This is a genomic window from Pseudarthrobacter naphthalenicus (assembly GCF_029076445.1).
Lineage (GTDB): Bacteria > Actinomycetota > Actinomycetes > Actinomycetales > Micrococcaceae > Arthrobacter > Arthrobacter naphthalenicus.
Genome location: NZ_JARESG010000011.1, coordinates 48,136 through 71,691, shown reverse-complemented (window position 1 = coordinate 71,691; position 23,556 = coordinate 48,136). Strand labels below are relative to the sequence as shown.

Sequence of the window (23,556 nt, the reverse complement as noted above, 5' to 3'; positions counted from 1 at the left end):
GGAGCCGAGAAGCCGCCAGCGACCTTCCAGGAGCAGACATGACGCCGGAGCACCGCACCCCCACCCACCGGAACCGCCTCACCGAACTGTTTGGCATCGAAGTTCCGGTGGTTCTGGGACCCTTCGGCGGAGTGTCCTCCGTGGAACTGACTGCAGCAGTGAGCGACGGCGGCGGGCTGGGTTCCTACGGCCTGTACGGCTTCACTGCCGACGCCATCCGCCCCACCGCGGCGCGGCTGCGGGAGACGACGGCGAAACCCTTTGCACTCAACATTTGGATCCCCACCGGAGACGAAGCGGCCTCGCTCCCTCCACAGGACTTCAGCAACTACGTTGAAGCCCTGAGGCCCTACTTCGAAGAAGTTGGGCTGCCCCTTCCGGACATGCCGGACCGCTACATGCCTGATTACGACGAGCAGGTGGCCGCCACCCTGGAGGCAGCTCCCGCCGTCGTCAGTTTTGTCTTTGGGGTGCCCGCACCGGACCTTGTGGAGGAAGCCCACAGGCGGGGAATCCTCCTGGTGGGCACTGCCACCACCGTGGCCGAAGCCGTAGCGCTGGAGGCAGGCGGTGTGGATGCCGTCGTGGCCAGCGGAATGGAATCCGGCGGCCACCGGGTCTCGTTCCTCAAACCGGCGGAGGAGTCGCTGATCGGCACGTTCGCCCTGGTCCCGCAGGTTGCGGACGCCATCAAGATTCCGGTAATCGCGGCCGGCGGCATTGTGGACCGCCGTGGCTACTCAGCCGCCCGGGCCCTCGGTGCCGAGGGGGTGCAGGTGGGCTCGGCATTCCTGGCCACCCGTGAGTCCGCTGCGGTGCCGGCGTACCGCGAGATCCTGCACAGCCCGGCCGCCGGCGAAACTGTGCTGACACGGGTCCTCAGCGGACGGCTGGCCCGCGGAATCCCTAACCGCATCATCCGCGAACTCTCCGAGGCCACGGAGACCGCCCCCTTCCCCGTCCAGAACTGGCTCACCGGCAGGTTCCGGCCCCAAGCGGCGGCTCAGGGAAACACCGAGTTGATGTCGCTGTGGGCCGGCCAGGGCGCGCCGCTGATCCGCCACGACTCCGCCGCGGACGTCCTGGCCGAACTTCTTGCCGGCAGCCCTGTTTTGTAAGCTCGATATACGCGCGGAGGGCCCGCGAACCACCAAAGGGGGACCCTCCCCCGCGACCGGAGGCAAATCCTTGGCGAAGAAAACCAGCAGGTCCAAGACCAAAAGCAAGAACCAGCGGCACCTCAAGGCAGTACCCCAAGCCCCCAAGATGCCCCTGCAGCTGGTCCTGAACCATCGGTCCGTTGATTCGATGGCTCTTGAGTTCATTCAGTGGCACGGGACTGAGTCCCCCGATCCGGCTGATGCCTTCGAATGCCTTGAACTGGTCAAACTCTTCCTCACGGCGCAGCACGCCATCAGCGATTCGAGCTCCGCCACGGAAATTCCCGCCGACAGCGTTGAGCCCGCCGTCGGATCAGTCATGATGTCCCTGGACCCGGCGGAAGCCGAAGACGCCCTGGTGGACTTCTACTTCGCCCTGCACTCTTTCGCCCACTTCCTCAAGGAGACTGGCCGCTGGAGCGGCAGTGAAGAGGCGTATGAGGACTTGCATCTCCTGCTGGAGAGCGGCCTCGGCGCGTCGGGCCCGGACCTTCCGGACATCCTGGTGCCCCGGCTCAGCAACGAGGAGCAGGACGCCGCGTTCGCAACCATGCCCCTCATCCAGCGGGCGTCCGCGCTGCTGGAGTGGCTGGGGACGGGCAAGGAAGTCACGGCAACAGGGGCGCTGCGGCTCAAGGACATCGAGCCGGCCGCTGCCGCGGTGAAGGTTGAGGCCCGGGGAAAACGCGGTGCGCGGAGCACGGTGGCACCAGATCCGCAGGACGTCCCCGGAGGCGGGGCGGACACACCTTTGGAGGTGAGCACCATGTTCGATGTGCCGGTGCTCCGTGAGATCTGGACGGCCCTGGTGGGGGCCGGCCTGATCACGCTCAGTTCCACCCGCGCAGTCCCCGGTCCGGCGTTGGCCGCCTGGAACAGTGCCAAGCTTGAGGACCGGCTGGATATGCGTCGGATGCTCGCCGTGGTCCTTCTGGTCCGGGTCCTCAGCGATGCAGACGATGCCTGGGACCGGGAACCCGTATTGGAGACGCTGAGTACTGTTCTCGCCTACGGCACCAGTGAGGAGCCGGTGCCCGTGGCGCAGCTCGACCGTGTGGCTGCGATGGACCCCGCCGGGCCCTTTCCCGATGACGCCGGGTTTGACGATCAGCAGCTGGTCGAGAGCCAGTTGGAAGATGCCTACGCGGCATACGCGGCCCTCGCGGCCCGGCAGAGGTTGTCATTGCTGGCCGAATTGGGGCTGGTGGAGGCCGCAGCTGATTATCGTGTTCCGCCGGTGGCCGTGCAGTGTGTGGACCTGGCCTTGGGTTTCCTGAATTCCGCCCCCGAACCGGCCGCCGCGGCCGAGGCGCAATCCAACGTGGTCCCTCTGCACGTCCCGTCACGGACTGGCCGTCCACTCGGAAATCGGTAGAATCTGAACGTTGGCTGTGCGGCATTGCAGTGACCTGCAGTGCCGAGGCTCCGGCACCAAAATAAGGGAGGATCCAGTGCGCACCCACGCCCGGGCTCCTTTTCATTTCCTGCGTGCCGCGTCGCTGGCCACGGGCACCCTCACCCTTGCAGCCGGGGCCCACGTGCTGGGCGGCGGCGATCTCCCCGGCCCGGGCATCCTGCTGGCGGTGCTGGCACTTTCAGTTTTGGTGGCCACCGCGGCCACCCGCCTGAAGCTGAATTTAGCCGCCGTCACCGCGCTGCTGGGTGCCGGACAGTTCGCCCTGCATGAAGTCTTCACGGTGTTCAGCACGCCCCTGGCTGCGGGTCCCCCGCCGCCGGACGCACACCACTTTTCCGCCGCGGCGATTCCCCTCCTGGACACCGCCGCCCATGTCCACGCCCTGGCAAGCCCCCCGAGCATCCTGATGCTCGGGGTCCACGCATTGGCCACGGCCGCGTGTGCGCTCCTGCTCGCCAAAGGTGAGGCCGCACTCTGGGCCCTCGCCGCCTGGCTCAGACCCCTCGGCCGGCTTCCCCGCGCGGTAACGCCCGACGCCGGCACCCCGCGGGCGGTGCCCCACACGCCTGCGGTTCTCCCCCACCGCCCCTGGCGGAACCTCAGGCAGGACAGCCGACGCGGCCCGCCTTCCGCCGTCGTGCTTTCCTGATCCTGCCCGCACCGGACTTCACCCGGGTGGCGGGCCTTCCCCGTACTTCCGCATGCCTGGAACCGGCATGTGTCCGAAAGGCATACCCATGAACACCACCGCCCTGCGCCACACCCTGACCCCGGCCGCCGCCGTTGCCGGCGCTGCCGTCCTGCTCCTGACCGCCGCCGGCGGCGCGTCCGCACACGTCGGCGTAACCCCGGACAAAACCGCGGCTAACTCGTACGCCCTGCTGACCTTCGGCATCCCGCACGGCTGCGACGAATCCGCCACCACCAAGGTGGCCATCACGCTGCCGGCCGAACTCAATGACGCCCAGCCCACGGTCAACCCCAACTGGACCGTGGAGAAAGTCACCGAGAAGCTCGCCGAGCCCACGAAGCTGGCCGACGGCTCATCCATCACCAAGCGCACCAGCCAGATTGTCTACACAGCCAAAGCACCGCTGGACCACGAATTGCGGGACGCCCTGGTGCTGTCCGTGAAGCTGCCCGACGCTGCCGGCACCACGCTGCACTTCCCCACGCTGCAGACCTGCGAAACGGGGCAGACAGACTGGTCGGAGATCGCCAAGGACGGCCAGGACCCGCATTCCCTGAAGGCACCGGCACCGTCCATCACCATCAGCGGCGCCGCGGACGCGCATGCCGCGGGCCACACCGGTTCCGCTGCTGACGCCGGCACTGTTCAGGCCGGCACTGCTCAGGCAGCCGCCGTGACCAGCACTGATGCTGACGCCCGCAGTTGGGCAGGGCTGGCCGCCGGGCTCGGTGGCCTCGTGTTGGGTGGCCTGGCTTTGGCGCGCAGTGGCTCGAAGCGCAAGGCTGAGTCCGCTTCGTAACGTTGCGTGTTTTGATGCCCGGATCATCACGATCCGGGCATCAAATCGCCCTGCCGGACCGTGGCGTCGTTGACTCCGGTCACGGCAACAATAAAAGTTGGGGCATGACGTCTCAGCGCATTTCACAAGGGTTCTTAATTACGACGGCGGTCGCCGCGGCAGCAATGATGCTCACCGCCTGCGGTTCTGGCCAGGCGCAGCCGCAGTCGCAGGGGACCACGGCACCCGGCACCGAGTCGGCCAAGCCCGCCCCCACCTCGGCGGCTCCGAGCGCATCCCAGGCGCCGACGTCGTTGGCCACAACCGGCCCCACCGGGCCCTCCCGCTGCAAGGCAGCCACCCTGTCCGCCGCCACCGATGCCACCGGCGGCGGAGCTGCCGGCAGCGTCTATATGACCCTCACGCTGACCAACACCGGCACCGAACCCTGCCTCCTGAAGGGTTACCCGGGCGTTTCCCTCACCGCGGATGCCAACGGCGCACCCATCGGCGCCCCGGCCAAGCGCGACGAGTCCACCCCTGTTGCCGAGGTTCTGCTGGCTCCCGGCCAGGGCGGCAAGGCCGTGCTCCGGTACACGCACGCAGAGAACTACACGGACTGTGCCCTGACGCCCGCGGCCGGGTACCGGATCTATCCGCCGGAGGACACCGCATCCCTCTTCCTGCCCCAGCCCACGCAGGCCTGCGGCAATGCAGGTATTGAACTGCTGACTATCGGAGCGTTCCAGGCGGCGTAGCCTTCCAGAGGCGTAAGGCTGCGTCCGGCTGCGTGCGGCCTATGGGCGTAACCGCAGGTAATAAGTACACTTAGCTTTCATGAAGTCCCTCTGGTTGGACCGCGACAAGACCTTCAGTTCCGATCCCTTCCAGCCCGGCGCCAGATATGACACGGTCGTGGCCGGCGCCGGGCTGACGGGCCTGACCACCGCCTTGTTGCTTGCCCGGTCCGGGCATCGGGTCCTGGTCCTGGAAGCCCGGTCCCCGGGTGCTGTGACAACAGGGAACACCACGGCGAAGGTCAGCCTCCTGCAGGGAACCGTCCTGGGCTCCCTAGCACGGCAGTATTCGGGAAAGCAGGTCCAGGCGTACGTTGATGCCAACCGCGAGGGGCAGGCGTGGCTGCTGCGCTACCTCGACGAGAACGCCCTCCCCTACCAGCGCCGGGACGCGTACACCTACGCCACCACCGGGGAAGGGGCCGAGCGGCTCCGCGAGGAACTCATCGCCGCAACAACTGCGGGCCTGGACGTGGAGTACGTGCTCGACGCCAGCCTTCCCTTCCCCATCCAGGGCGCCCTGAAGCTGACCGATCAGGCCCAGATCAATCCGATGGACGTTGTGGAGGCCCTGGTGCTGGACGTCCGCGCCCACGGCGGCCTGGTGGCTGCCGGGGTCCGGCTGCGGGATGTCACCGGGCACGGACCGGTGACGGTACAGACGGAGCAGGGCAACGTCACGGCTGAGCATGTTGTCCTGGCCACCGGCATCCCGGTCCTGGACCGGGGACTCTACTTCGCGAAACTCAAGCCGCTGCGCTCCTACGCCGCCGCGCTTGAGCTGCCTCCCGGGCTGACGCCGCCGCCGGGGATGTACCTCTCCGCGGAGGAGCCGACGCACTCGATCCGGGACTACGAATCCTCCGGGCGCAGTCTGCTGCTGGTGGGCGGCCACGGCCATCCCGTGGGGCGGACTGCGTCCGAAAAGTCCCACCTTTCAGGCCTGCTCGAATGGGGCGGCACACATTTCCCCGGCGCCGCGGCCACCCACACCTGGTCGGCCCAGGACTACCAGGCCACCAACCTCATGCCGTTCTTTGGCAAGCTGCCGCGGGGACGGGGAAGGATCCTTTTCGGCACCGGCTATAACAAGTGGGGCATGACCAATTCGGTGGCGGTTGCCCTCGGCATCACGGCCGAGATCCTGGGCGGCAAAATTCCTTGGGCTGACACCATCCATCACCGCATCACCTCACCGGCCGGGGCCTACTCCGCGGTGGCCCTCAACGCCAAGGTGGCGACCACCCTGGCTTCCGGCTGGGGGAACCTGGCCGCGGACAGCACGCGCCCTGAAGGAGCGGCACCGCCCGACGGCGCCGGGAAGGTATACCGCGACGGCGCCCGTCCGGTGGCAGTCTCCACAGCCGGGGGAACCACGTGCCGGCTGTCTGCCGTTTGCACCCACCTCGGCGGAATTGTGCGCTGGAATGACAGCGAACAGTCCTGGGACTGCCCGCTGCACGGCTCCCGTTTCGGCAGCGACGGGCAGCTCCTCGAAGGGCCGGCCACCCGGAATCTTCCGCCGGCGGGGAAGGGTTGATTGCCTCTGTGGACGGCCCCGGCAATCCTGTCGGTGGGGTAAGGCATGATGGAGGAATGCAGGATCAGCAGCCGCCGGCAGCGGGCCCGGACGCCCGTGCCGGCACCTCCATGGGCCGGTTCAGCAGGCCCACCCGGGATTGGTTCCTGGGCGCTTTTTCTGAGCCAACGCCTGCCCAGGACGGAGCCTGGAACGCCATCTCGTCCGGCTCCCATGCCCTGGTGGTGGCGCCCACCGGTTCGGGGAAGACCCTCGCGGCGTTCCTCTGGGCCTTGGACCGGCTGCTCGTTTCGGCTCCCGCCCCCGCCGTTGAGCTGCCGGGGCTCGAAGGCGTGCAGGGCAAAGGGAAGCGGCAGCGGGCACCAAAGCGCAAGACCCGGGTCCTGTACATCTCACCCTTGAAGGCCCTCGGCGTGGACGTGGAGCGGAACCTGCGCGCGCCGCTGATCGGGATCACCCAGACGGCCAAGCGGCTTGCGCTGCCTGCCCCGCTCATCACCGTGGGGGTCAGGTCCGGCGACACCACCACCGCTGACCGCCGCTCGCTACTCAGCAACCCGCCGGACATCCTCATCACCACGCCGGAATCGCTGTTCCTGATGCTTACGTCCAAGGCAAGGGAGACCCTCACCGAGGTGGACACCATCATCGTCGACGAGGTTCACGCCGTGGCGGGCACCAAGCGGGGAGCCCACCTGGCGGTGTCCCTGGAACGGCTCGACGCCCTGCTGCCCAAACCCGCCCAGCGGATTGGCCTGTCCGCAACAGTGGAACCGCGGGAGCTCGTGGCCCAGTTCCTGGCCGGCTCCGCGCCGGTGGAAATCGTAGCGCCGCCGTCGCGAAAGACCTGGGACCTGACAGTGTCCGTGCCTGTGGAGGACATGTCAGACCTTCAGGGCGCGGCCGGTGCCTTCGATTCCGGGCCGGCTTCGGGGCTGCAGCCGCAGGCCTCGATCTGGCCGCATGTTGAGGAAAAAATCGTTGACCTGGTACTGGCCAACCAGTCCACCATCGTGTTTGCCAATTCCCGCCGCCTTGCGGAGCGGCTTACTGCCAGGCTCAACGAGATCTATGCCGAACGCCAGCTCGTGACGGCCGGCGGCGGGTGGGATTCGGCGGGCGCCGGTGAGGCCGGGCCCGGCCTGCCGGCTGTCCCCGCGTCCACCGCCACGCCGGCCCACATGATGGCGCAGGCCGGCAGCACTGCAGGGGCGGATCCCCTGCTGGCCCGCGCACACCACGGGTCAGTTTCGAAGGATCAGCGGGCCATCATCGAGGACGACCTGAAGTCGGGCCGCCTACGCTGCGTTGTGGCCACTTCCTCCCTGGAGCTGGGCATCGACATGGGCGCCGTGGACCTGGTGGTGCAGGTGGAGTCCCCGCCGTCGGTGGCCAGCGGGCTGCAGCGCGTGGGCCGGGCCGGCCACCAGGTGGGCGAGATCTCCCAGGGTGTGCTCTTTCCCAAACACCGCGCGGACCTGGTCCACACCGCCATCACCGTGGAGCGGATGCTCGAGGGAAAGATCGAGCGGCTGTTTGTCCCCGCAAACCCCCTGGATATCCTGGCGCAGCAGACCGTGGCCGCCACCGCCCTGGGCAGCATTGACGTGGAGGAATGGTTCGCCACGGTCCGGCGGTCAGCTCCCTTCGCGTCCCTTCCCCGTTCTGCGTTCGAGGCAACTCTTGATCTGTTGGCCGGCCGCTACCCCTCCGATGAATTCGCGGAACTGCGGCCGCGGATCATCTGGGACCGCAACGCGGGCACCATCGAAGGCCGGCCGGGCGCCCAGCGTCTGGCCGTGACCTCGGGCGGGACCATCCCGGACCGGGGGCTGTTCGGCGTCTACATCATCGGCACCGAGGTTGAAGGCTCGGCCTCTCCCTCCCGTGACGGCAAGGCGTCCACTCCCTCGCCGGCCAAGGGCGGGCGCCGCGTGGGCGAACTGGACGAAGAGATGGTCTACGAGTCCCGGGTGGGTGACATTTTTGCCCTCGGTGCCACGAGCTGGAAGATCGAGGACATCACCCACGACCGCGTCCTGGTCTCCCCCGCGTTCGGGCAGCCGGGCAAGCTCCCGTTCTGGAAGGGCGACTCGCTGGGCAGGCCGGTGGACCTGGGCCGCGCCCTGGGCGCGTTCGTCCGCGAGCTCTCCGCGTCCGACGTCGGCCCTGCCACCGAACGCTGTACGGCCAGCGGGCTGGATACGTTCGCCGCAAACAACCTCATCCAATACTTGAGTGAGCAGAAGCTGGCCACCGAGGTGGTCCCCAGCGACACCACGCTCGTGGTGGAACGGTTCCACGACGAACTGGGTGACTGGCGGGTCATTCTCCACAGCCCGTTCGGCATGCCCGTGCACGCGCCGTGGGCGCTCGCCGTCGGGCAGCGGCTCCACCAGCGGTACGGCCTGGACGGCTCCGCGATGGCCGCGGATGACGGCATCGTGCTGCGCGTTCCCATGATGGAGGACGAACCGCCCGGGGCGGAGCTGTTCCTCTTCGATCCCGAGGAACTTGAGCAGATTGTCACCGCGGAAGTAGGTGGCAGCGCCCTGTTTGCCTCTAGATTCCGGGAGTGCGCGGCGCGTGCCCTGTTGTTGCCCCGCCAGACACCGGGCAAGCGCCAGCCGTTGTGGCAGCAGCGGCAGCGCTCCGCGCAGCTGCTCGACGTCGCGCGGAAATACCCCACGTTCCCCATCGTGCTGGAAACTGTCCGCGAGTGTCTTCAGGACGTATACGACCTCCCGGCGCTGAAGGACATCGCCGCCTCGGTGGAGCGCCGCGAACTGAGGATCGTCGAGACCACCACCCAGCAGCCGTCGCCGTTCGCGAAGTCCCTGCTGTTCGGGTACGTGGCCCAGTTCCTGTACGAGGGTGATTCGCCGCTGGCCGAACGCCGCGCGGCAGCCCTGGCACTGGACTCGACCCTCCTGAATGAACTGCTCGGGCGGGTGGAACTGCGTGAGCTGCTCGACGCGAAAGTCATCGACGCCACCGAACTCGAACTCCAGCGGCTTGCGCCGGACCGCCGGGCCCGCGGCATGGAAGGTGTGGCGGACCTGCTGCGGCTGCTGGGCCCGCTGTCTCCTGAGGAAGTCGCCGCCCGGCTGGACCCTGGAGTTGGACCGGCCACCACCGGGGTGGCTGAAGCGGGCCCGCCGCCAGAGCCGGCCAAAACCCCGCCGGAAACCGCTGCGGTTGAAATCCCCCATGCCGGCACCGGCCTCGCTGCCGAGCACCTCGCCGTACTGCAACGGGCCAACCGCGCCATCAAAGTCAACGTCGGCGGCTATGAGCGGTTTGCCGCGGTGGAAGATGCAGCCCGGCTCCGGGATGCGATCGGTGTGCCGCTGCCCATGGGTGTGCCGCTGGCTTTTATCGAACCCGTCGCTGACCCGCTCGGCGATCTGGTCTCCCGCTATGCCCGCACGCACGGGCCGTTCACGGCGATGGAAGCCGCTGCCCGGCTGGGCCTCGGCGTCGCCGTCGTTGCCACCGCGCTGAAGCGGCTCGCCGCCGACGGCCGCGTCGTGGAGGGCGAGTTCCGGCCACACGTGACACCGCCGGACACTCCTGCGCTGGAATCCGAAGGGCAGTCCAAGCCGCTCCCGCAGGAGCAGCATCCGGAACACCAGACGGCCGCTACCGGCAGCGAGTGGTGTGATGCCGATGTGCTCCGGAAGCTCCGGCGTCGTTCGCTGGCAGCACTGCGCGCCGAAGTGGAACCGGTGGATGCCGCGGCCTACGGGCGTTTCCTTCCCGCCTGGCAGCACGTCCGAACCCCGGGTTCCGGGCGCGGGCAGCCGTCCTTGCGGGGACTGGACGGGATTGTCACCGCCATCGACCAGCTGTCCGGCGTGCCCATTCCCGCTTCGGCATGGGAGCCGTTGGTGCTGGCCAGCCGGGTTTCCAACTACCAGCCCGCCATGCTGGACGAACTCATGGCCGCCGGCGAGGTCCTCTGGTCCGGCGCCGGCTCGCTCCCCGGCAATGACGGCTGGGTGAGCATGCACCTGGCCGATTCCGCCGACCTGACGCTGAACCCCGCCATCGAGTACGAGCCGGGGGATGCCCAGCAGCGGCTGCTCGACCATCTTCGGAACAACGGCGGTGGCTATTTCTTCCGCCAGCTCACGGACGTTGCAGGCGGCATGGACGCCGTCCTGAGCGACCAGGATGTGGTTGGCGCTTTGTGGGACCTGGCCTGGGCTGGCCGCATCACCGGGGACACTTTCGCGCCGGTCCGCGCGCTCATCGCCGGTGGCCACACCGCCCATCGGCAGGTCGCACGGGCACCCCGGGCGCGAGCACCCCGGCTGAGCAGGCTGGGGCGCTCCCACGGCACCGGCCTGCTGGGGTCTGCGGGGCTGGGCGTGCCGGGCTCCGGCGGCCGGTACGGCTCCGTGGGCGGTGCGGCGGCCACGCCGCCGCTGGCTGCAGGACGGTGGTCCGCGCTTCCTTTGCCCGAGCTGGATGCCACCATCCACGCACGGGCCACTGCGGAGTTGCTGCTGGACCGTTACGGCGTGGTCACGCGCGGATCGGTGATGGCGGAGCAGATCCTGGGCGGTTTTGGCCTGATGTACAAAGTGCTGGCCAGGCTGGAGGAGGCGGGCCGGTGCCGCCGCGGGTACTTCATCGAGCACCTCGGCGCTGCCCAGTTCGCCGTCCCGGCCACCGTGGACAGGCTGCGGTCCTACTCCGAGGACAGCCAGTTGGCGAAACCGGAGCCCGTTGCGCTGGCGCTGGCCGCCACGGACCCGGCCAATCCGTATGGTGCCGCCCTGGCGTGGCCCGCCCTTAACGAGGAAGCCGGTACCGGCCACCGGCCGGGCCGGAAAGCCGGGGCCCTGGTGGTGCTCGTGGACGGCGCCCTTGTCCTCTACGTGGAGCGGGGCGGCAAGACGCTGCTGGCCTTCAACGACGACGAAGCCATCCTCGCAGCAGCAGGCGCCGCACTGGTGGGTGTGGTCACGCGGGGCGCCGTGGACAAGCTGATCATGGAGAAGGTCAACGGCCACGACATCCTGGACACCGCCGTGGCCAGGGCACTGGCTGCCGCCGGCGCCTATTCCACGCCCAAGGGGCTGAGGATCCGTGCCTGAGGGCGATTCGGTCTGGCGCGCCGCCGCCCAGCTGCACCAGGCCCTCGCCGGGCAGACACTCACCGCGTCGGACTTCCGCGTACCCCGGTTTGCCACGCTGAACCTGGCCGGCTGGACCGTGACCGAAGTGGTGCCGCGCGGCAAACACCTCCTGATGCGTGTGCAGGGGCCGAGCGGAGACGGTCCGGGCGGAGACGGTCCGGACGGAGACGGTCCGGACGGAGACGGTCCGGACGATCAGGGACCACGGCGCAGGCTCACCATCCATTCCCATCTGAAAATGGAAGGCACCTGGCAGGTCTATCCCCCGGGCGGACGGTGGCGCAAGCCGGGATTCACGGCACGGTGCGTGCTCCGCACTGCCGCGGCGGACGCCGTCGGCTTCTCTTTAGGGATCGTCGAGGTGGTTCGCACCGCGGACGAGGACTCAATCGTGGGTTATCTGGGGCCGGATCTGCTCGGCCCGGACTGGGACCTGGACGAAGCAGAACAGCGGATCCTCGCGGCGCCCGAGGTCCCCATCGGCGTTGCCCTCCTTGATCAGCGCAACCTGGCGGGGATCGGCAACATTTACCGCTGCGAGGCCTGCTTCCTCTCGGGGGTTCACCCGGCCACGCCGGTTTCCGCCGTCGGCGACCTCCGGACCCTCATGACGGACGCCAAACAACTGCTGGAGGCAAACCTCGGCCCCGGCCGCCGGGTGACGATCCTCAATGCCCGCGGGATGCCGGTGGGACGAATGGCCGGCCGGCCGGGCTACTGGGTTTACCGTCGCGAACACCAGCCCTGCCTTAAATGCGGCACACCCATTCGCCGGGGCGTGCTGGGCAAGCTCAACGGTGAGGAAGAACGGGACATCTACTTCTGCCCGGAATGCCAGCCGTTGGCGGACCCGCCGCAGGCGGGTTAGGACCGGACGGCGCGTGGTTCCAGGGCCTCGGGCTCAATGGCCGGAGCCTTTACCGCGGCCGGGACCATAAACCAAGGCAGCAGCAACTGGACCAGCGGTCCAATGGCCAGGGCATAGAGCACGGTTCCCACGCCCACGGATCCGCCCAGCAGCCAGCCGATCCCCAGGACCACCACCTCGATCAGGGTCCGGGACACCCGTACGGACCAGCCGGTGCGGTGTGCCAGGCCGGTCATCAGGCCATCGCGGGCGCCGGGACCGAGGCGCGCGCCGATGTAGCAGGCGGAGGCGATGCCGTTGAGCACCACCGCCCCGGCGAGCATGCCGATCTGGCCACCGAGGTGCGAGAACGCGGGGATCAGTGCCAGCCCGATGTCGGCGAAGACCCCTACCAGGACGGCGTTCGCCAGCGTGCCAAAGCCGGGCTTCTGGCGCAACGGGATCCACAGCAGCAGCACCAGGAAGCTCACTGCCACCACTACTGTTCCGATGCTGAAGCCGCTCAACCCCGCCAGGCCCTGATGGAACACGTCCCAGGGGTCCAGTCCGAGCCCGGCCCGGATGAACATCGCCAGTGAAATCCCGTACATCGCGAGGCCGATCAGGAGCTGGGTGATTCTGCGGATCATCATGAACCCCATACTGCGGGAGAACTGGCCTTGTTTTCCATAGCCAGTTTGTAATACTGGACTGATGTCGACGTCCTTGAACGCCTCCGCACTCGTCCGGCTGCTGGGACCCTGGAACACCGGCGCGGGGCCCGCCTACCGGGAACTTGCCGACGTCGTCCGTCTTTTGATCATGGACGGCCGCATCCCGCTCGACGCCGCGCTGCCCAGCGAGCGCGCACTGGCCCAGGCCCTGGGCGTGAGCCGCACCACCGTGACGGCCGCCTATGCCGGACTGCGGGAGCAAGGGTTCCTCAGCGCGGGCCAGGGCAGCCGCGGGCGGACCGGCATCCCGCACCGGACCGTGCCCGTCAGCTCACCGGGGGTTGCTGTCCCGGACGGGATCCTGGACCTGGCCCACGCCTCGCTCCCGGCCACCGGGGAGGTGGTGCACCGGGCTTTTGCGGATGCCTTGAAGAATCTGCCCGCGCTGTTGCCCGGCTTCGGCTACGACGCCCTAGGTTTCCCGCCGCTCCGGGAGGCCATTGCCGAGCGGTATACGGCTGCCGGCGTGCCCACCACCGCCGGGCAGATCCTGGTCACCTCGGGCGCGCAGCATGCGCTGAACATTGTGTTGCAGACCATAGCCGGCCGGAACCACAAAGTCCTGGTGGACCACCCCACCTACCCCAATGCACTCGATGCCATCCGCGCCTCCGGCTCCCGGGTGGTTCCCGTTCCGCTGCCGCCGGCGCCGGTTGGGGTTGCGGATGCGGGCCCCGGCTGGGACATGGACCTGCTGGAGGCCACCCTTCAGGAACAACGTCCGGCCATGGCCTACCTGGTGCCGGACTTCCACAATCCCACGGGCCGGCTGATGTCCGATCTCCAGCGTCGCCGCCTGGCGCGCGCGGCCGCGGCGGCCGGGACAGTGCTGGTGGTGGATGAGACCCTGCGGGCGTTAAACCTCGACGGCGGGACCACCTCGCCGCTGGCAGCGTTCAGTCCCGCCGTGGTATCCATCGGATCACTGAGCAAATCGCACTGGGCCGGGCTGCGGACCGGGTGGATCCGCGCCGAGGAGGGACTGCTTGGCCGCTTCATCGCCACCCGGACCACCATGGATCTGGGCGGGGCCGCCGTCGAACAGTTGGCTGCGACGGGGTTGGTCCGCTCCTTCGACCAGCCACTCGGGGCCCGGCTGGCCTTACTGCGCGAGAACCGGGCCTTCCTGCTGGATCTGCTGGCCGAACATCTGCCGGGCTGGCAGCCGGAGCGGCCGGCCGGTGGCCTCGCGGTGTGGAGCCGGCTGCCCGCAGCCTCGAGCACCGCGCTGACCGTCATCGCGCCCGAGTTCGGCATCCGTCTGGCCGCAGGGCCGCGCTTCGGCGCCGGCGGGGCCTTTGAGCAGTACATGCGGGTGCCGTTTACCCTGCCGCCGGCCCAACTCTCGACGGCGGTCCTGGCCCTGCGGGCCGCCCAGGACAGGCTGGATGCCGCCCCGCAACTCCGCCGGACCCTAAAGCACGCCCCGGACGTGGCCATCGCCTGATCCACACGCCGGCGGCCCCGCCCGCAGGCCCAGACAATCCGGGACACGGCCCGTTTCCGGGAGTTCACAGCTGATCGCGTTTGATTCCGTTCGACCGGCGTTTAGCCGTACCTTCCGAACCGCGAGGGCGCCATTGACGTTTACCGGGCCTTGTTCTAGATTCAGGAATTATAAACCTGCCGGACATTTTCAAAAGTTCAGAAATTCATACCAGGGCTGGAATGGGACTATGAATCAGTCAGTTGACAATACCGTCATGATCCTCGGCGGCGACGGATATTTGGGCTGGACCCTGGGTCTGGCAATGGCCCATCGCACCGACCGGCAGGTTGTCCTGGTGGATAACTTTGTCAAGCGCCGTTGGGAAAAAGAGGCAGGGGCCAAGGTCCTGGTTCCATTGGAAAGCCCCCAGCGCCGAATCGCCGAATATGAGCGGATCTTCGGAAAACACAACCTGTCCTTTGAAAAAGTGGAACTTCTGGACCCCGAAGCTGTTGAGCACATCATTGCCAAGTATCGGCCGGCTGTCGTCATTAATGCGGCCCAACAGCCGTCCGCGCCGTTCTCCATGAGCAGCGCCAAGAACGCGGCGGCCACATTCTCGAATAATGTTGCCGCCCACCTCAACGTGCTGTGGGCCATCGCCCACCTCAGCAACGCTACGAAATACATCAAGGTGGGCTCCGGCGGCTGCTATATGGCTACGGACACCGACTATGTCCCGCTGGGAAAGAACGATTTTACCTTTGAGCTGGACGGCCAGCAGCACAAAGTCCTGCAGAGCTTCCTCCCCATGCAGGCGACCGACTTCTACCATCAGTCAAAAATTACCGATTTCCTGATCGATGACCTCTGTTCCAAAATGTGGGGACTGAAAGTCATTACCGTCCAGCAGGCCACCATCTTTGGCGCGACCATTCCCGAAAACCATTGGACGGAGCGTGAGGGCCTTGCGGCCCGTTTTAATTACGATGCTGTCTTCGGCACGGTCATCAACCGATTCATCTGCCAGATGGTCATTGGCCACCCACTGACGGTCTATGGTGACGGCACCCAGAAGACAGGCTTAATCAGCCTCACGGATACTGCCGTAAACTTCCTCAAGTTTGCAGACCTCGACGTGACGCCCGGTGAACATATGGTTGTCCACAATTACACCCACCGTTTGAGCATCAGCGAAATCGCCGAAAGGCTCGCAAATATCAGCCCCTCGACGAAGATCAATTACCTCACGAACCCCCGTGAGGAACCGACCGGCAAGTTGGATCCCCAGGTTGAAGTCCATGAAGCCATCAAGGCTGTGGACAGCAACAAGGACGCCCGGCTTCGGGAAGAAATGGCCAACATGCTGGAGTTTGCCAGCCGCTACAAGGACGACATCGATCCCTCCATCATCCTGCCCGAGGTCAAATGGTTGGCAGCGGAGAAGAAAGCTTAGGCCTTTTCGTCCCGGTCCGTCGTCCCGCCGTTTCCGGCTTTCCCAGGCTGCCTGAGCGAATGCAGTTCGTGCCCGCGTGGAGAAATTCATGCAGATGCCGGGCCATGACTTCGACGTCCTCCAGTTTGGACTCATGGATGAATGAAACCCGGGTCACGTCCTGGATAGCTTTGATATAGACGCCGCGCTCCATCAAAAAATTGGCCAGAGCCGATGGATCAGCGGTGCGCAAAGACACGATGTTGCTCTGGCACATACCGTGATCGATAAAATCGATCTTGTATTCCCGCAGAATAGCTTTGATCCCTTGGAGGATCGCAAGGTTCTTCTGTTCGATGGCGTCCATGCCAATGGCATTGATTTCACGGAGCGATGCGTTCAGCGCCGCCAACCCCGCCATGTTCTGGGTTCCATCCTGGAAGCGGGCAGCCGTATTTCTCAGGACATAGGAGTTCTCGTCGAAGTGCTCCATACTGCGGATGCCGACCCTGCTGTCACGCAGGGCGGGCAGGACGTTCTGGCTGACGTACATGAAGCCAATGCCCAAACCGGCACGCAGATACTTCTGGCCACCACACACGAGTATGTCCACCGGTGTCTTGGCCACATCGATCGCGCGTGCCCCTATGTGCTGCACTGCGTCGATCACCAGGAAGATGCCCTGGTCACGGCACCGTTCGGAAAGCAGGGCCAGGTTCGGCATAAATCCGTCGTAGCGTTGGGCTGAGGACATACTGATGGCCCTGGTCTGCGGGCTGATGCTCTCAAGCAAACGCCGGAACGCGGCCTCATTGTCACTGCCCGTTATCACCTTGACCGTCACCCCGTCATGACGCTTACGTAACCAGGGCAGCAGGTTGGCCGGATATTCATTTCCCAGCACCAGCACCTCGTCTCCGCACCCCAGCGGAAGCGCCTCGCTCGCGATAATTATGCCCTCGGTCGTATTCTTCAGGTAGGTGATTTCCGCCGGCGCGCAATTGATGAGCCGGGCCGCTTCTGCGGCCATGTTGTCCGCCAGCGAGTCGTAACGGTAGAGCACTTCCGGCGGCCCGTACTGATAAAAGTCGTCCATGAAAGTGCGGGCGGCTTCATAAGCCGCCCGGCTCATGGGCGCGACGGTGGCGAAATTAAAGAAGCTCTTTTCGGATGAGGACTTCATGCCGTTGCTGATCCCGACGCGGACGGCGCCTGCATTGAATTCCGGCACCGAGGCAGAATGGGCTACAGTTTGCGTCACTGCTGCCTCCTGGAGGTAGCATCAGCGCCGCTGCCAGCAGAGTCAGGATTTCCTGGCAGCGCATTCCGGTGGTATCGAAGAAAACCGGTGCTCGGCCGGTTGCCTGAGGCTGCTAGGTTCGCCATTCTCATCCTCGCGAGTGAACCGCGCCTGCAGGTGTCCTTGCAGGCCAGAGACGGTTCAGCCGCTGAGGGAACGGGCCGGGGTCTGACTCTTAAATCTCGCGCCTGGGCCCGGCCGATCGGACTGTCATCTCGTTCAACGACCTTAGAAGAATCACCCGGGATCTACATGCGTAGAAAGTACTCTAAATTTCGGCACTGTCATACCTGATTTCGCCTTTGTCATACCCGATCCGAAGGACCTCGACGCTAAAGCCCCCATTCCACCCATCGCCTGACGCGCTAATTGGCCAGCGACGCGCAAATTACCCGGCACCCCCCAGATACGCGCACCCCAAAGATGGGGCGCGCCAGGAAATGTACGGGTCGAAAAGTACTTTGCGGTTCCTCAGTAGACCTTTGCCAGGAACCTGCCCCACGCCTCGGCGGTTGCCGCCGGGTCGCCGCTGCCGCTGAAATCGTGCACCGTCATGCCCACCGGGGCACCGAAGGCGTTGCGGCCGAAAAACCGGTACATCGCGTCGGCGGTCCGGAGCCCCAGGAAGTGCTCGTTGGCGAAGTCCACTTCCCCGGAGAGCCTCCCGACGCCGTCGACCTCCAGGTCCACTGCGGAACCCTGCGCAGCGGAGTCCACGCCGAGGGCCTTCTTCAGCCGGTCGAATCCGTCCGGCGTCTGCGAGGCCGCAGGCCCCTGGATGTCCGTGAACACCACAGGCCGGCCGTCGAAGTGCGCCAGATACTGCCCAAGGGTATGGAGATAGAACTCGGTATGCTTGCTGGCGCCGTCGTACTGCTCATCCCAGTTGTCCGCGAAGATGCCGCTGTGCACGTAATGGAGCTTGGCGCGGCCGCCGTCCAGCGGCTCAAGGACATGCTCGAGCTGGTTGAACCAGCCGTCCGGGCCATCCATCCGCGAGACCAGGTGCGTAGGGTATTCCTGCACCGTTTTGACGTCCGGCCACTGGTCCGTGGGAAACATCCATGCCGGCGTACCCGTGGTCACAGCCTCCCAGACGCGCTCCGGAGTGCCCGGCAGCTCAGTGTCGTAGACGATCTCGAATTCACGCTTGTCAGTCATTGTCCTGCTCCTTCGCTGAGGTGGTTTTGGTAGGGGTCTTCAGTGCGGGGTGAAGCGCGACGACGAGGCGGTGCTTCCGCCCGCCGCCCGCCGGGGTGCCGCTGGTTTGGGTGGCGTCTTCCGGGGTGCCGCCCGCCGGGGTGCCGCTGGTTTGGGTGCGTTCCCCGCCCGCACGCGGCGCACCGCCGTCGTGATATTTGTCCACCAGCCGGGTCACCGCGACGCCCAGTTCCTCGGCAAACGCGGCCCTGTCCGCGGCTGTACGGAAGGTGATCTCGCCGTCGATGGCGAAGGTGGCCAGCTTCTGCCGCGCCGCCGCCGCGCCGGCAATCAGTTTGCCCATTTCCTGCACCATGCGGCCGGCCAGCGCCAGGAGCCAGAAGGCCGAAAAACGGTCAGCAAACCGGTGCGGGTCCGGCGCCACCGAGGCGAGGGCCGCCGGTGAGATCAGGTAGGCGGCCGCCGTCGCCTGGAGGACGCGCTCGGTGACGTTGCCTTTGCGCCGCTCCTCCACCAGCTCCACCAGGCCGTGCCGCTCGAGGGCTTTCAGATGGTAGTTGACTTTCTGCCGTGCCAGGCCAACCTTGGCGGCAAGCTGGGTGGCCGATCCCGGTTCCGTCAGCTCCCGGAGGATGCGGGTGCGGATCGGGTCCAGCGACGCTTCCGCCGCGGCCGGGTCCTCGATCACTTCGATATCCAACATGCATCCATCCTGCCAACCGACAAGTTTTCTTGTCAAGAAGCTTTTATCCGTCGGTTGTGGTGGCTCGGACCCCGCTCCCGCGAGGCAAAGTAGAATGGACCGGTGATGCAATCCCCCCTCCCCGTGCGCGACGGCGTCAACGCCACCCGCCTGCGCCTCCCGGACGAGGGGCCGTGGGACACCGCAATGGACTACATGATGCACCGCTGGGGCCACATCGATCCCCAGGGGATCGAGGACAGGTTCGACGCCGGCGAGATCGTGGGCGAGGGCGGCGTCCCCCTCGACCGGGCCACGAAGCTCGATGACCACACCTTCATCTGGTACTACCGCACGCTGCCGCCGGAGACCCGCATCCCCGTGGACATCCGCATCCTGCACCAGGACGAGCACCTCCTGGTGGTGGACAAACCGCACTTCCTGCCCACCACCCCCGGTGGAACCTACATCCAGGAATCGGCGCTGGTCCGGCTGCGGAACCAGCTGAACCTGCCGGACCTCATTCCCATGCACCGCCTGGACCGCATGACCGCCGGCGTGCTGCTGCTGTCCACGAACCCCGAAACCCGCGGCCGCTACCAGGTGCTGTTCGAGAAGCGCCAGGTGCAGAAGGAATACGAATGCATCTCCGCGGCGGAGACGGCGGCCGGCTACCCGGCCATCGACTTCCCCGTGGTGGTACGCAACAGGATGACCAAATCCCGCAGCTACCTGCTGGCCGAAGTGATCGCCGGCGAACCGAACGCGGAGACCCGCATCGAGCGGCTGGAAACGTTCGACGCCGGCACCTCCCCGCGCACGCCCGCCACCGCCGGCGCCGGCAACCATGGCATCCGGCGCCTTGCGCGCTACCGCCTCGAGCCGCACTCCGGCAAAACGCACCAGCTGCGGGTCCACATGGCGTCGTTGGGCCTGGGCATCGTGAACGACGCGTTTTACCCCGACCTGTTGGACAAGGCACCGGACGACTACACCAAACCGCTGCAACTCCTTGCCCGCGGCATCCGGTTCGTGGACCCCATCAGCAAGCAGCCCGTGGAATACCGCAGCACCCTCGAACTCAGCGAGGCTGTTCAAACACCGCGCTGAACGAGTCCTCCATCTCGGCGCTGAACAGGACGAACTCCACCACCTCGAGTGCACTCTCCGGATGGGAGGCACCAAACCCGGTAACGGCGTCGTGCGCTGCCTCAGCCACCTGCCGCGCCGCCCAGCCGTACACGCCGCCGCCCACGGCAGGAAACGCGATGGAAGCAGCACGCAGCGAATCCGCCAGCCGCAGGCTTTCGCTGAAACAGGAGACCAGCAACGCCCGGTTTGTCTGCCCCGCGCGCCGGTTGGGCCCCACAGTGTGGATGACCCAGCGGGCCGGGAGCCGGAACCCGGCAGTGGCGACGGCGGCACCCACGGCGAGACCGTGCGGCAGCCTCGCCTCGCGGAGTTCGCGGCAGGCAGCCACAAGTTCCGGCCCGGCTGCCCGGTGGATGGCGCCGTCCACCCCTCCGCCGCCCAGCAGCGACGAATTGGCCGCGTTGACGATCGCGTCGACCTCGCGGGTGGTGATGTCGGCCTGGAGGATGCTGATCCGCATGCGGCCAGTTTCCCACGTGTTGAATCCCGGATAAATGGGCATCCTGGCCCCGGGCGGCCCCCTGCCTGCCGCCCGCGGTCGCGGCTGGTGCCGGCATTCCACCCGGCCGTGCACTGACAGCCTCTCCGCCGAACGAAAGTGCGGTACTTTGTGGCCATGGACTTTGGCAATGCCGATAGCTGGGGCGCGGCGATCTACTTCTGGATCATGCCCGTGGTGCTCGGCGACGCCATCTTCCCGCCCATCCCCTCCGAGATGGTGGTGATCACCGGCGGTGCCCTCTCTGCGGACGGCCGGGCCAACGTTTTCCTCGTGGCGGCCCTGGCTGCGGTGGCCTCCTGGCTCGGCGACATGGTGGTGTTCCAGCTCTTCAAGCGCCGGCTCAGCCACGTGCTCGACCGTTGGCGCTGGGGCAGGAAGGTCCACCACGGCATCCATGAAGCCATCGCCAGGGCGGGCCGCTCATCCACGTACGGAGCCATTATCGGCGCCCGTTTCATCCCCGGCGGCCGGCTGGCAACCTCCGCGGCAGCCGGAATTGCCGATGTCTCGGTCCGCGGTTTCAGCCTCTGCGCCGGGCTCGGGGCGGTGCTCTGGGCCTGCTGGCTGGTGGGCCTCGGCTACTTCACGGGCTCAGCCACCAAACTGCCGTTCTGGGCCAGCTCCCTGATCGGCGTCGGGGTGGGCCTGGTGATCGGCGCCGTCGTCGGTGTCATTGTCACCCGCCGGCGCGGCACCCGTTCCCCCGTGGATGAGCCGGCGCCCGGCGACTGAGGGCCGCCATTTGGTGCCGGGACGTGCGGGCTACACAGGTGCCCAGCGGCCGCGGCTGCGTCGCAGCACGGTCAGTGAGCCGGTCAGCGCAACGCGTTCGACGGCGTCGCGCATCATCGCTGCCGATTCCCGCGCCTGGCGGTTCTCGCCGTTGTATTCGGTGGCCTCCACCAGGAACCGCAGGTTCAGTTGCGGCACACCGCCGGCCAGTTCTATCTGGTTGGCCTCAACGTGATGGCGGGTCTCCAGAGCCTCCACCGCGGCGGCCATCACCGCTTCGGGCGGGTTGCCCGGTTTCAGGCCGGTGATCTTCAGGCGGGTCTGGAACGAAGGCATGCCGTCAACCCTATCCCGGCCGCCTCCTGGTCCGGCTAGCCGCGCTGTTCGGGGCCGCCCTTCGGAACGGGCAGCGACCAGCGCTCCTCGATGTGCCCGAAACGCCACACGCCCAGTGCAACCAGCCACGTGAAGATGAACAGGGCAACGGTGGTGTAGCCGACGGCTGCGAGGTCGAGCCCGCCGATCACTGCCAGCGGCCCGGACCGGATCCCGGCACTGTCCACCAGGAGGGAAATGAGCTGCACGGAACCGATGCCCAGCGCAACAGCCACGGACATCCCGGTCACCACCAGGTTGAAGTAGATACGGCGGACGGGCCTGGAAAGCGCCCACCTGTAGGCGAAGGTCATGAGGCAGCCATCGAGCGAGTCCAGCAGGCTCATACCCGCCGCGAAGAGGACCGGAAGCGTGAGGATCGCATACCACGGCAGTGTCGAGGCAGCGGCTCCGGCTGCCAGGATCAGCAGGCTTACCTCCGTGGCGGTGTCGAAGCCCAGTCCGAACAGCAGTCCCACGCCGTACATCTGCCACGGCCTGGTGATGAGGCGCGTGACCCGGCCGAACAGCCGTGCCATCAGGCCACCGGCGGCCGGCAGAATCTCCAGTCCGGCGTCCACGTGCCGGTTGGACCGCAGCCGCCGTGCCGAGCGGAGGACCTCCAAGAGGATCACCAGGTTCAGGATGCCGATAATGTACAGGAAAACACCCGATATAGCCGTTCCGAGAGTATGCAGGCCTGCCTCGGTTTCGCCCGAAACCACGCCACCCCCAGCCGATGCGGTCCGGATTCCGGCGGCCAGCACAGCACACAGGCCGAAGACGATGCTCGAGTGGCCCAGGGAGAACCAGAAGCCCACTGTCATGGGCCTGTGCCCGGCCACGGAGTGCCCCGCGGCGCGGGGAGTGCTCCCCAGCAGCGGCGCGGCGCCTGCGGGTTCACCGCCCGCGAGTTTCCGTGTGGTGTTGTCGATGGCCGCGATGTGGTCGGCGTCGAACGCGTGGCGCAGACCCAACGTGTAGGCAGCAACGCCGAGGCCAACACCAAACACTCCGAACGAGCCCGCCGGAAGGTTTTCCGGTGCGACGACAAGCAGAAGCACACCCCAGCCCACCGCGTGCAGCAGCAGCACCACAGCAGCCATTCCAGCGATCGAGGACCGTTCCCGCTTGGTCAACGCGACGGCGGACCCACCCGTCCGGGCCCTGGGCTGCGTGCTGTTTTCAGCTTCCGGTTGCTTCACTTCCCAGCCTCCGGCTTCCGCGTCATTGCAGAACAATGACACGACTATACGCCCATACTCGATGTGCGTGCAGCTGTCAAATAATTGGGTTGCGTTCTGACCGGGACGAGCCTATCTTGACAGGAGGGAGGCACAGCCGATGCATGAACTCTCGATCGTACAAAGCCTCATAGACGCGGTTCTGGACAAGACAGGCAGCCGGGCGGTGACCGGCGTCAATCTTCGGATCGGGCCGCTGTCAGGTGTGCTTCCGGATGCCCTCCGTTTCTGTTTTGATGTAGCCTCGGCGGGAACCCCTCTGGCAGGGGCGAGGCTGCGGATCGATGAGCCCCAGGGCCTGGGCCTGTGCCGCACCTGCGGCAGCGACTTCGCCCTGACTGACAAGTTCCTCCTCTGTCCGTGCGGCAGCGCCGACGTCCACGTGGTGACCGGACGCGAGCTCCAGCTCGTGTCGGTGGAGGTGGCATAGGCC

20 protein-coding genes are annotated in these 23,556 nt (G+C 66.8%); 13 read left to right on the top strand and 7 right to left on the bottom strand.

Annotated features, from left to right (window positions below):
- Positions 1 to 38 precede the first annotated feature (38 nt).
- From PY310_RS12360 to PY310_RS12325, 8 genes are all read left to right on the top strand, one after another.
- The gene (locus PY310_RS12360; RefSeq protein WP_275214687.1) at positions 39 to 1,118 is read left to right on the top strand and encodes an NAD(P)H-dependent flavin oxidoreductase; all 1,080 of its coding nucleotides are present in this window, start codon (positions 39 to 41) and stop codon (positions 1,116 to 1,118) included.
- A gap of 70 nt (positions 1,119 to 1,188) precedes the next feature.
- Positions 1,189 to 2,535 (top strand): hypothetical protein, encoded by a 1,347-nt coding sequence (locus tag PY310_RS12355; RefSeq protein ID WP_275214686.1) that lies wholly within the window; start codon positions 1,189 to 1,191, stop codon positions 2,533 to 2,535.
- A 76-nt stretch (positions 2,536 to 2,611) separates the two neighbouring features.
- Positions 2,612 to 3,226 carry a hypothetical protein gene (locus PY310_RS12350; protein ID WP_275214685.1) on the top strand — a complete coding sequence of 205 codons (615 nt, stop codon included), beginning with the start codon at positions 2,612 to 2,614 and terminating at the stop codon, positions 3,224 to 3,226.
- Between the two features lie 88 nt (positions 3,227 to 3,314).
- The gene (locus PY310_RS12345) at positions 3,315 to 4,067 is read left to right on the top strand and encodes a YcnI family copper-binding membrane protein (protein WP_275214683.1); all 753 of its coding nucleotides are present in this window, start codon (positions 3,315 to 3,317) and stop codon (positions 4,065 to 4,067) included.
- Between the two features lie 104 nt (positions 4,068 to 4,171).
- Positions 4,172 to 4,804, top strand: coding sequence for a DUF4232 domain-containing protein (locus PY310_RS12340; protein ID WP_275214682.1), 633 nt, complete (start codon positions 4,172 to 4,174; stop codon positions 4,802 to 4,804).
- A gap of 79 nt (positions 4,805 to 4,883) precedes the next feature.
- A complete protein-coding gene (locus PY310_RS12335) occupies positions 4,884 to 6,383 on the top strand; it encodes an FAD-dependent oxidoreductase (protein WP_275214681.1) in 1,500 nt (499 codons plus the stop codon).
- Between the two features lie 56 nt (positions 6,384 to 6,439).
- Complete coding sequence (locus PY310_RS12330) at positions 6,440 to 11,488, top strand: DNA glycosylase AlkZ-like family protein (RefSeq protein ID WP_275214680.1); 5,049 nt, start codon at positions 6,440 to 6,442, stop codon at positions 11,486 to 11,488.
- A complete protein-coding gene (locus tag PY310_RS12325; protein ID WP_275214678.1) occupies positions 11,481 to 12,398 on the top strand; it encodes a DNA-formamidopyrimidine glycosylase family protein in 918 nt (305 codons plus the stop codon). Before PY310_RS12330 ends, PY310_RS12325 begins: the two co-directional genes overlap by 8 nt.
- On the opposite strand, the gene yczE is transcribed toward PY310_RS12325, so the two are convergent.
- On the bottom strand, positions 12,395 to 13,030 hold the full coding sequence (yczE, locus tag PY310_RS12320) for a membrane protein YczE (protein WP_275214677.1): 636 nt from the start codon (positions 13,028 to 13,030) through the stop codon (positions 12,395 to 12,397). The two genes, PY310_RS12325 and yczE, sit on opposite strands and share 4 nt — an antisense overlap.
- Positions 13,031 to 13,091: 61 nt before the next feature.
- On the opposite strand from yczE, the gene yczR reads away from it, so the two are divergent.
- Both yczR and PY310_RS12310 read left to right on the top strand, forming a co-directional pair.
- Positions 13,092 to 14,558 (top strand): MocR-like transcription factor YczR, encoded by a 1,467-nt coding sequence (yczR, locus tag PY310_RS12315; protein ID WP_275214676.1) that lies wholly within the window; start codon positions 13,092 to 13,094, stop codon positions 14,556 to 14,558.
- A 256-nt stretch (positions 14,559 to 14,814) separates the two neighbouring features.
- A complete protein-coding gene (locus tag PY310_RS12310) occupies positions 14,815 to 15,996 on the top strand; it encodes an NAD-dependent epimerase/dehydratase family protein (RefSeq protein ID WP_275214675.1) in 1,182 nt (393 codons plus the stop codon).
- Here PY310_RS12310 and PY310_RS12305 read toward each other — a convergent pair.
- The 3 genes from PY310_RS12305 to PY310_RS12295 all read right to left on the bottom strand — a co-directional run bounded on the left by PY310_RS12305 (position 15,965) and on the right by PY310_RS12295 (position 19,139).
- The gene (locus PY310_RS12305) at positions 15,965 to 17,236 is read right to left on the bottom strand and encodes an aminotransferase class V-fold PLP-dependent enzyme (RefSeq protein WP_275214674.1); all 1,272 of its coding nucleotides are present in this window, start codon (positions 17,234 to 17,236) and stop codon (positions 15,965 to 15,967) included. The two genes, PY310_RS12310 and PY310_RS12305, sit on opposite strands and share 32 nt — an antisense overlap.
- A gap of 510 nt (positions 17,237 to 17,746) precedes the next feature.
- On the bottom strand, positions 17,747 to 18,436 hold the full coding sequence (locus PY310_RS12300) for an SRPBCC family protein (protein ID WP_275214673.1): 690 nt from the start codon (positions 18,434 to 18,436) through the stop codon (positions 17,747 to 17,749).
- A complete protein-coding gene (locus tag PY310_RS12295; RefSeq protein WP_275214672.1) occupies positions 18,429 to 19,139 on the bottom strand; it encodes an ArsR/SmtB family transcription factor in 711 nt (236 codons plus the stop codon). The genes PY310_RS12300 and PY310_RS12295 overlap by 8 nt, the downstream gene beginning before the upstream one ends.
- Before the next feature lie 105 nt (positions 19,140 to 19,244).
- Here PY310_RS12295 and PY310_RS12290 point away from each other — a divergent pair, with 105 nt between their 5' ends.
- Entirely contained in the window at positions 19,245 to 20,228 is a 984-nt protein-coding gene (locus tag PY310_RS12290) for an RluA family pseudouridine synthase (RefSeq protein WP_275214771.1), read from the top strand.
- Here the strand turns inward: PY310_RS12290 and PY310_RS12285 are convergent.
- Positions 20,200 to 20,730, bottom strand: coding sequence for an O-acetyl-ADP-ribose deacetylase (locus PY310_RS12285; protein WP_275214671.1), 531 nt, complete (start codon positions 20,728 to 20,730; stop codon positions 20,200 to 20,202). The two genes, PY310_RS12290 and PY310_RS12285, sit on opposite strands and share 29 nt — an antisense overlap.
- A 156-nt stretch (positions 20,731 to 20,886) precedes the next feature.
- On the opposite strand from PY310_RS12285, the gene PY310_RS12280 reads away from it, so the two are divergent.
- Entirely contained in the window at positions 20,887 to 21,504 is a 618-nt protein-coding gene (locus PY310_RS12280) for a DedA family protein (RefSeq protein WP_275214670.1), read from the top strand.
- A 30-nt stretch (positions 21,505 to 21,534) separates the two neighbouring features.
- On the opposite strand, the gene PY310_RS12275 is transcribed toward PY310_RS12280, so the two are convergent.
- Complete coding sequence (locus PY310_RS12275; RefSeq protein WP_275214669.1) at positions 21,535 to 21,840, bottom strand: hypothetical protein; 306 nt, start codon at positions 21,838 to 21,840, stop codon at positions 21,535 to 21,537.
- A 35-nt stretch (positions 21,841 to 21,875) separates the two neighbouring features.
- Entirely contained in the window at positions 21,876 to 23,084 is a 1,209-nt protein-coding gene (locus tag PY310_RS12270; RefSeq protein ID WP_275214668.1) for a HoxN/HupN/NixA family nickel/cobalt transporter, read from the bottom strand.
- A 139-nt stretch (positions 23,085 to 23,223) separates the two neighbouring features.
- Here PY310_RS12270 and PY310_RS12265 point away from each other — a divergent pair, with 139 nt between their 5' ends.
- Positions 23,224 to 23,553: a hydrogenase maturation nickel metallochaperone HypA/HybF gene (locus PY310_RS12265; protein ID WP_275214667.1), complete on the top strand. Its 330-nt coding sequence runs from the start codon at positions 23,224 to 23,226 to the stop codon at positions 23,551 to 23,553.
- Positions 23,554 to 23,556: the final 3 nt, after the last annotated feature.

What these genes read in the sequence shown, in the direction of transcription:
- PY310_RS12360 (WP_275214687.1), top strand. Translation starts at nt 39, where the DNA reads ATGACGCCGGAGCACCGCACCCCCACCCACCGGAACCGCCTCACCGAA.
- PY310_RS12345 (WP_275214683.1), top strand. Translation starts at nt 3,315, where the DNA reads ATGAACACCACCGCCCTGCGCCACACCCTGACCCCGGCCGCCGCCGTT.
- PY310_RS12340 (WP_275214682.1), top strand. Translation starts at nt 4,172, where the DNA reads ATGACGTCTCAGCGCATTTCACAAGGGTTCTTAATTACGACGGCGGTC.
- PY310_RS12335 (WP_275214681.1), top strand. Translation starts at nt 4,884, where the DNA reads ATGAAGTCCCTCTGGTTGGACCGCGACAAGACCTTCAGTTCCGATCCC.
- PY310_RS12330 (WP_275214680.1), top strand. Translation starts at nt 6,440, where the DNA reads ATGCAGGATCAGCAGCCGCCGGCAGCGGGCCCGGACGCCCGTGCCGGC.
- yczE (WP_275214677.1), bottom strand. Translation starts at nt 13,030, where the DNA reads ATGATGATCCGCAGAATCACCCAGCTCCTGATCGGCCTCGCGATGTAC.
- yczR (WP_275214676.1), top strand. Translation starts at nt 13,092, where the DNA reads ATGTCGACGTCCTTGAACGCCTCCGCACTCGTCCGGCTGCTGGGACCC.
- PY310_RS12310 (WP_275214675.1), top strand. Translation starts at nt 14,815, where the DNA reads ATGATCCTCGGCGGCGACGGATATTTGGGCTGGACCCTGGGTCTGGCA.
- PY310_RS12300 (WP_275214673.1), bottom strand. Translation starts at nt 18,436, where the DNA reads ATGACTGACAAGCGTGAATTCGAGATCGTCTACGACACTGAGCTGCCG.
- PY310_RS12295 (WP_275214672.1), bottom strand. Translation starts at nt 19,139, where the DNA reads ATGTTGGATATCGAAGTGATCGAGGACCCGGCCGCGGCGGAAGCGTCG.
- PY310_RS12290 (WP_275214771.1), top strand. Translation starts at nt 19,245, where the DNA reads ATGCAATCCCCCCTCCCCGTGCGCGACGGCGTCAACGCCACCCGCCTG.
- PY310_RS12285 (WP_275214671.1), bottom strand. Translation starts at nt 20,730, where the DNA reads ATGCGGATCAGCATCCTCCAGGCCGACATCACCACCCGCGAGGTCGAC.
- PY310_RS12280 (WP_275214670.1), top strand. Translation starts at nt 20,887, where the DNA reads ATGGACTTTGGCAATGCCGATAGCTGGGGCGCGGCGATCTACTTCTGG.
- PY310_RS12275 (WP_275214669.1), bottom strand. Translation starts at nt 21,840, where the DNA reads ATGCCTTCGTTCCAGACCCGCCTGAAGATCACCGGCCTGAAACCGGGC.
- PY310_RS12265 (WP_275214667.1), top strand. Translation starts at nt 23,224, where the DNA reads ATGCATGAACTCTCGATCGTACAAAGCCTCATAGACGCGGTTCTGGAC.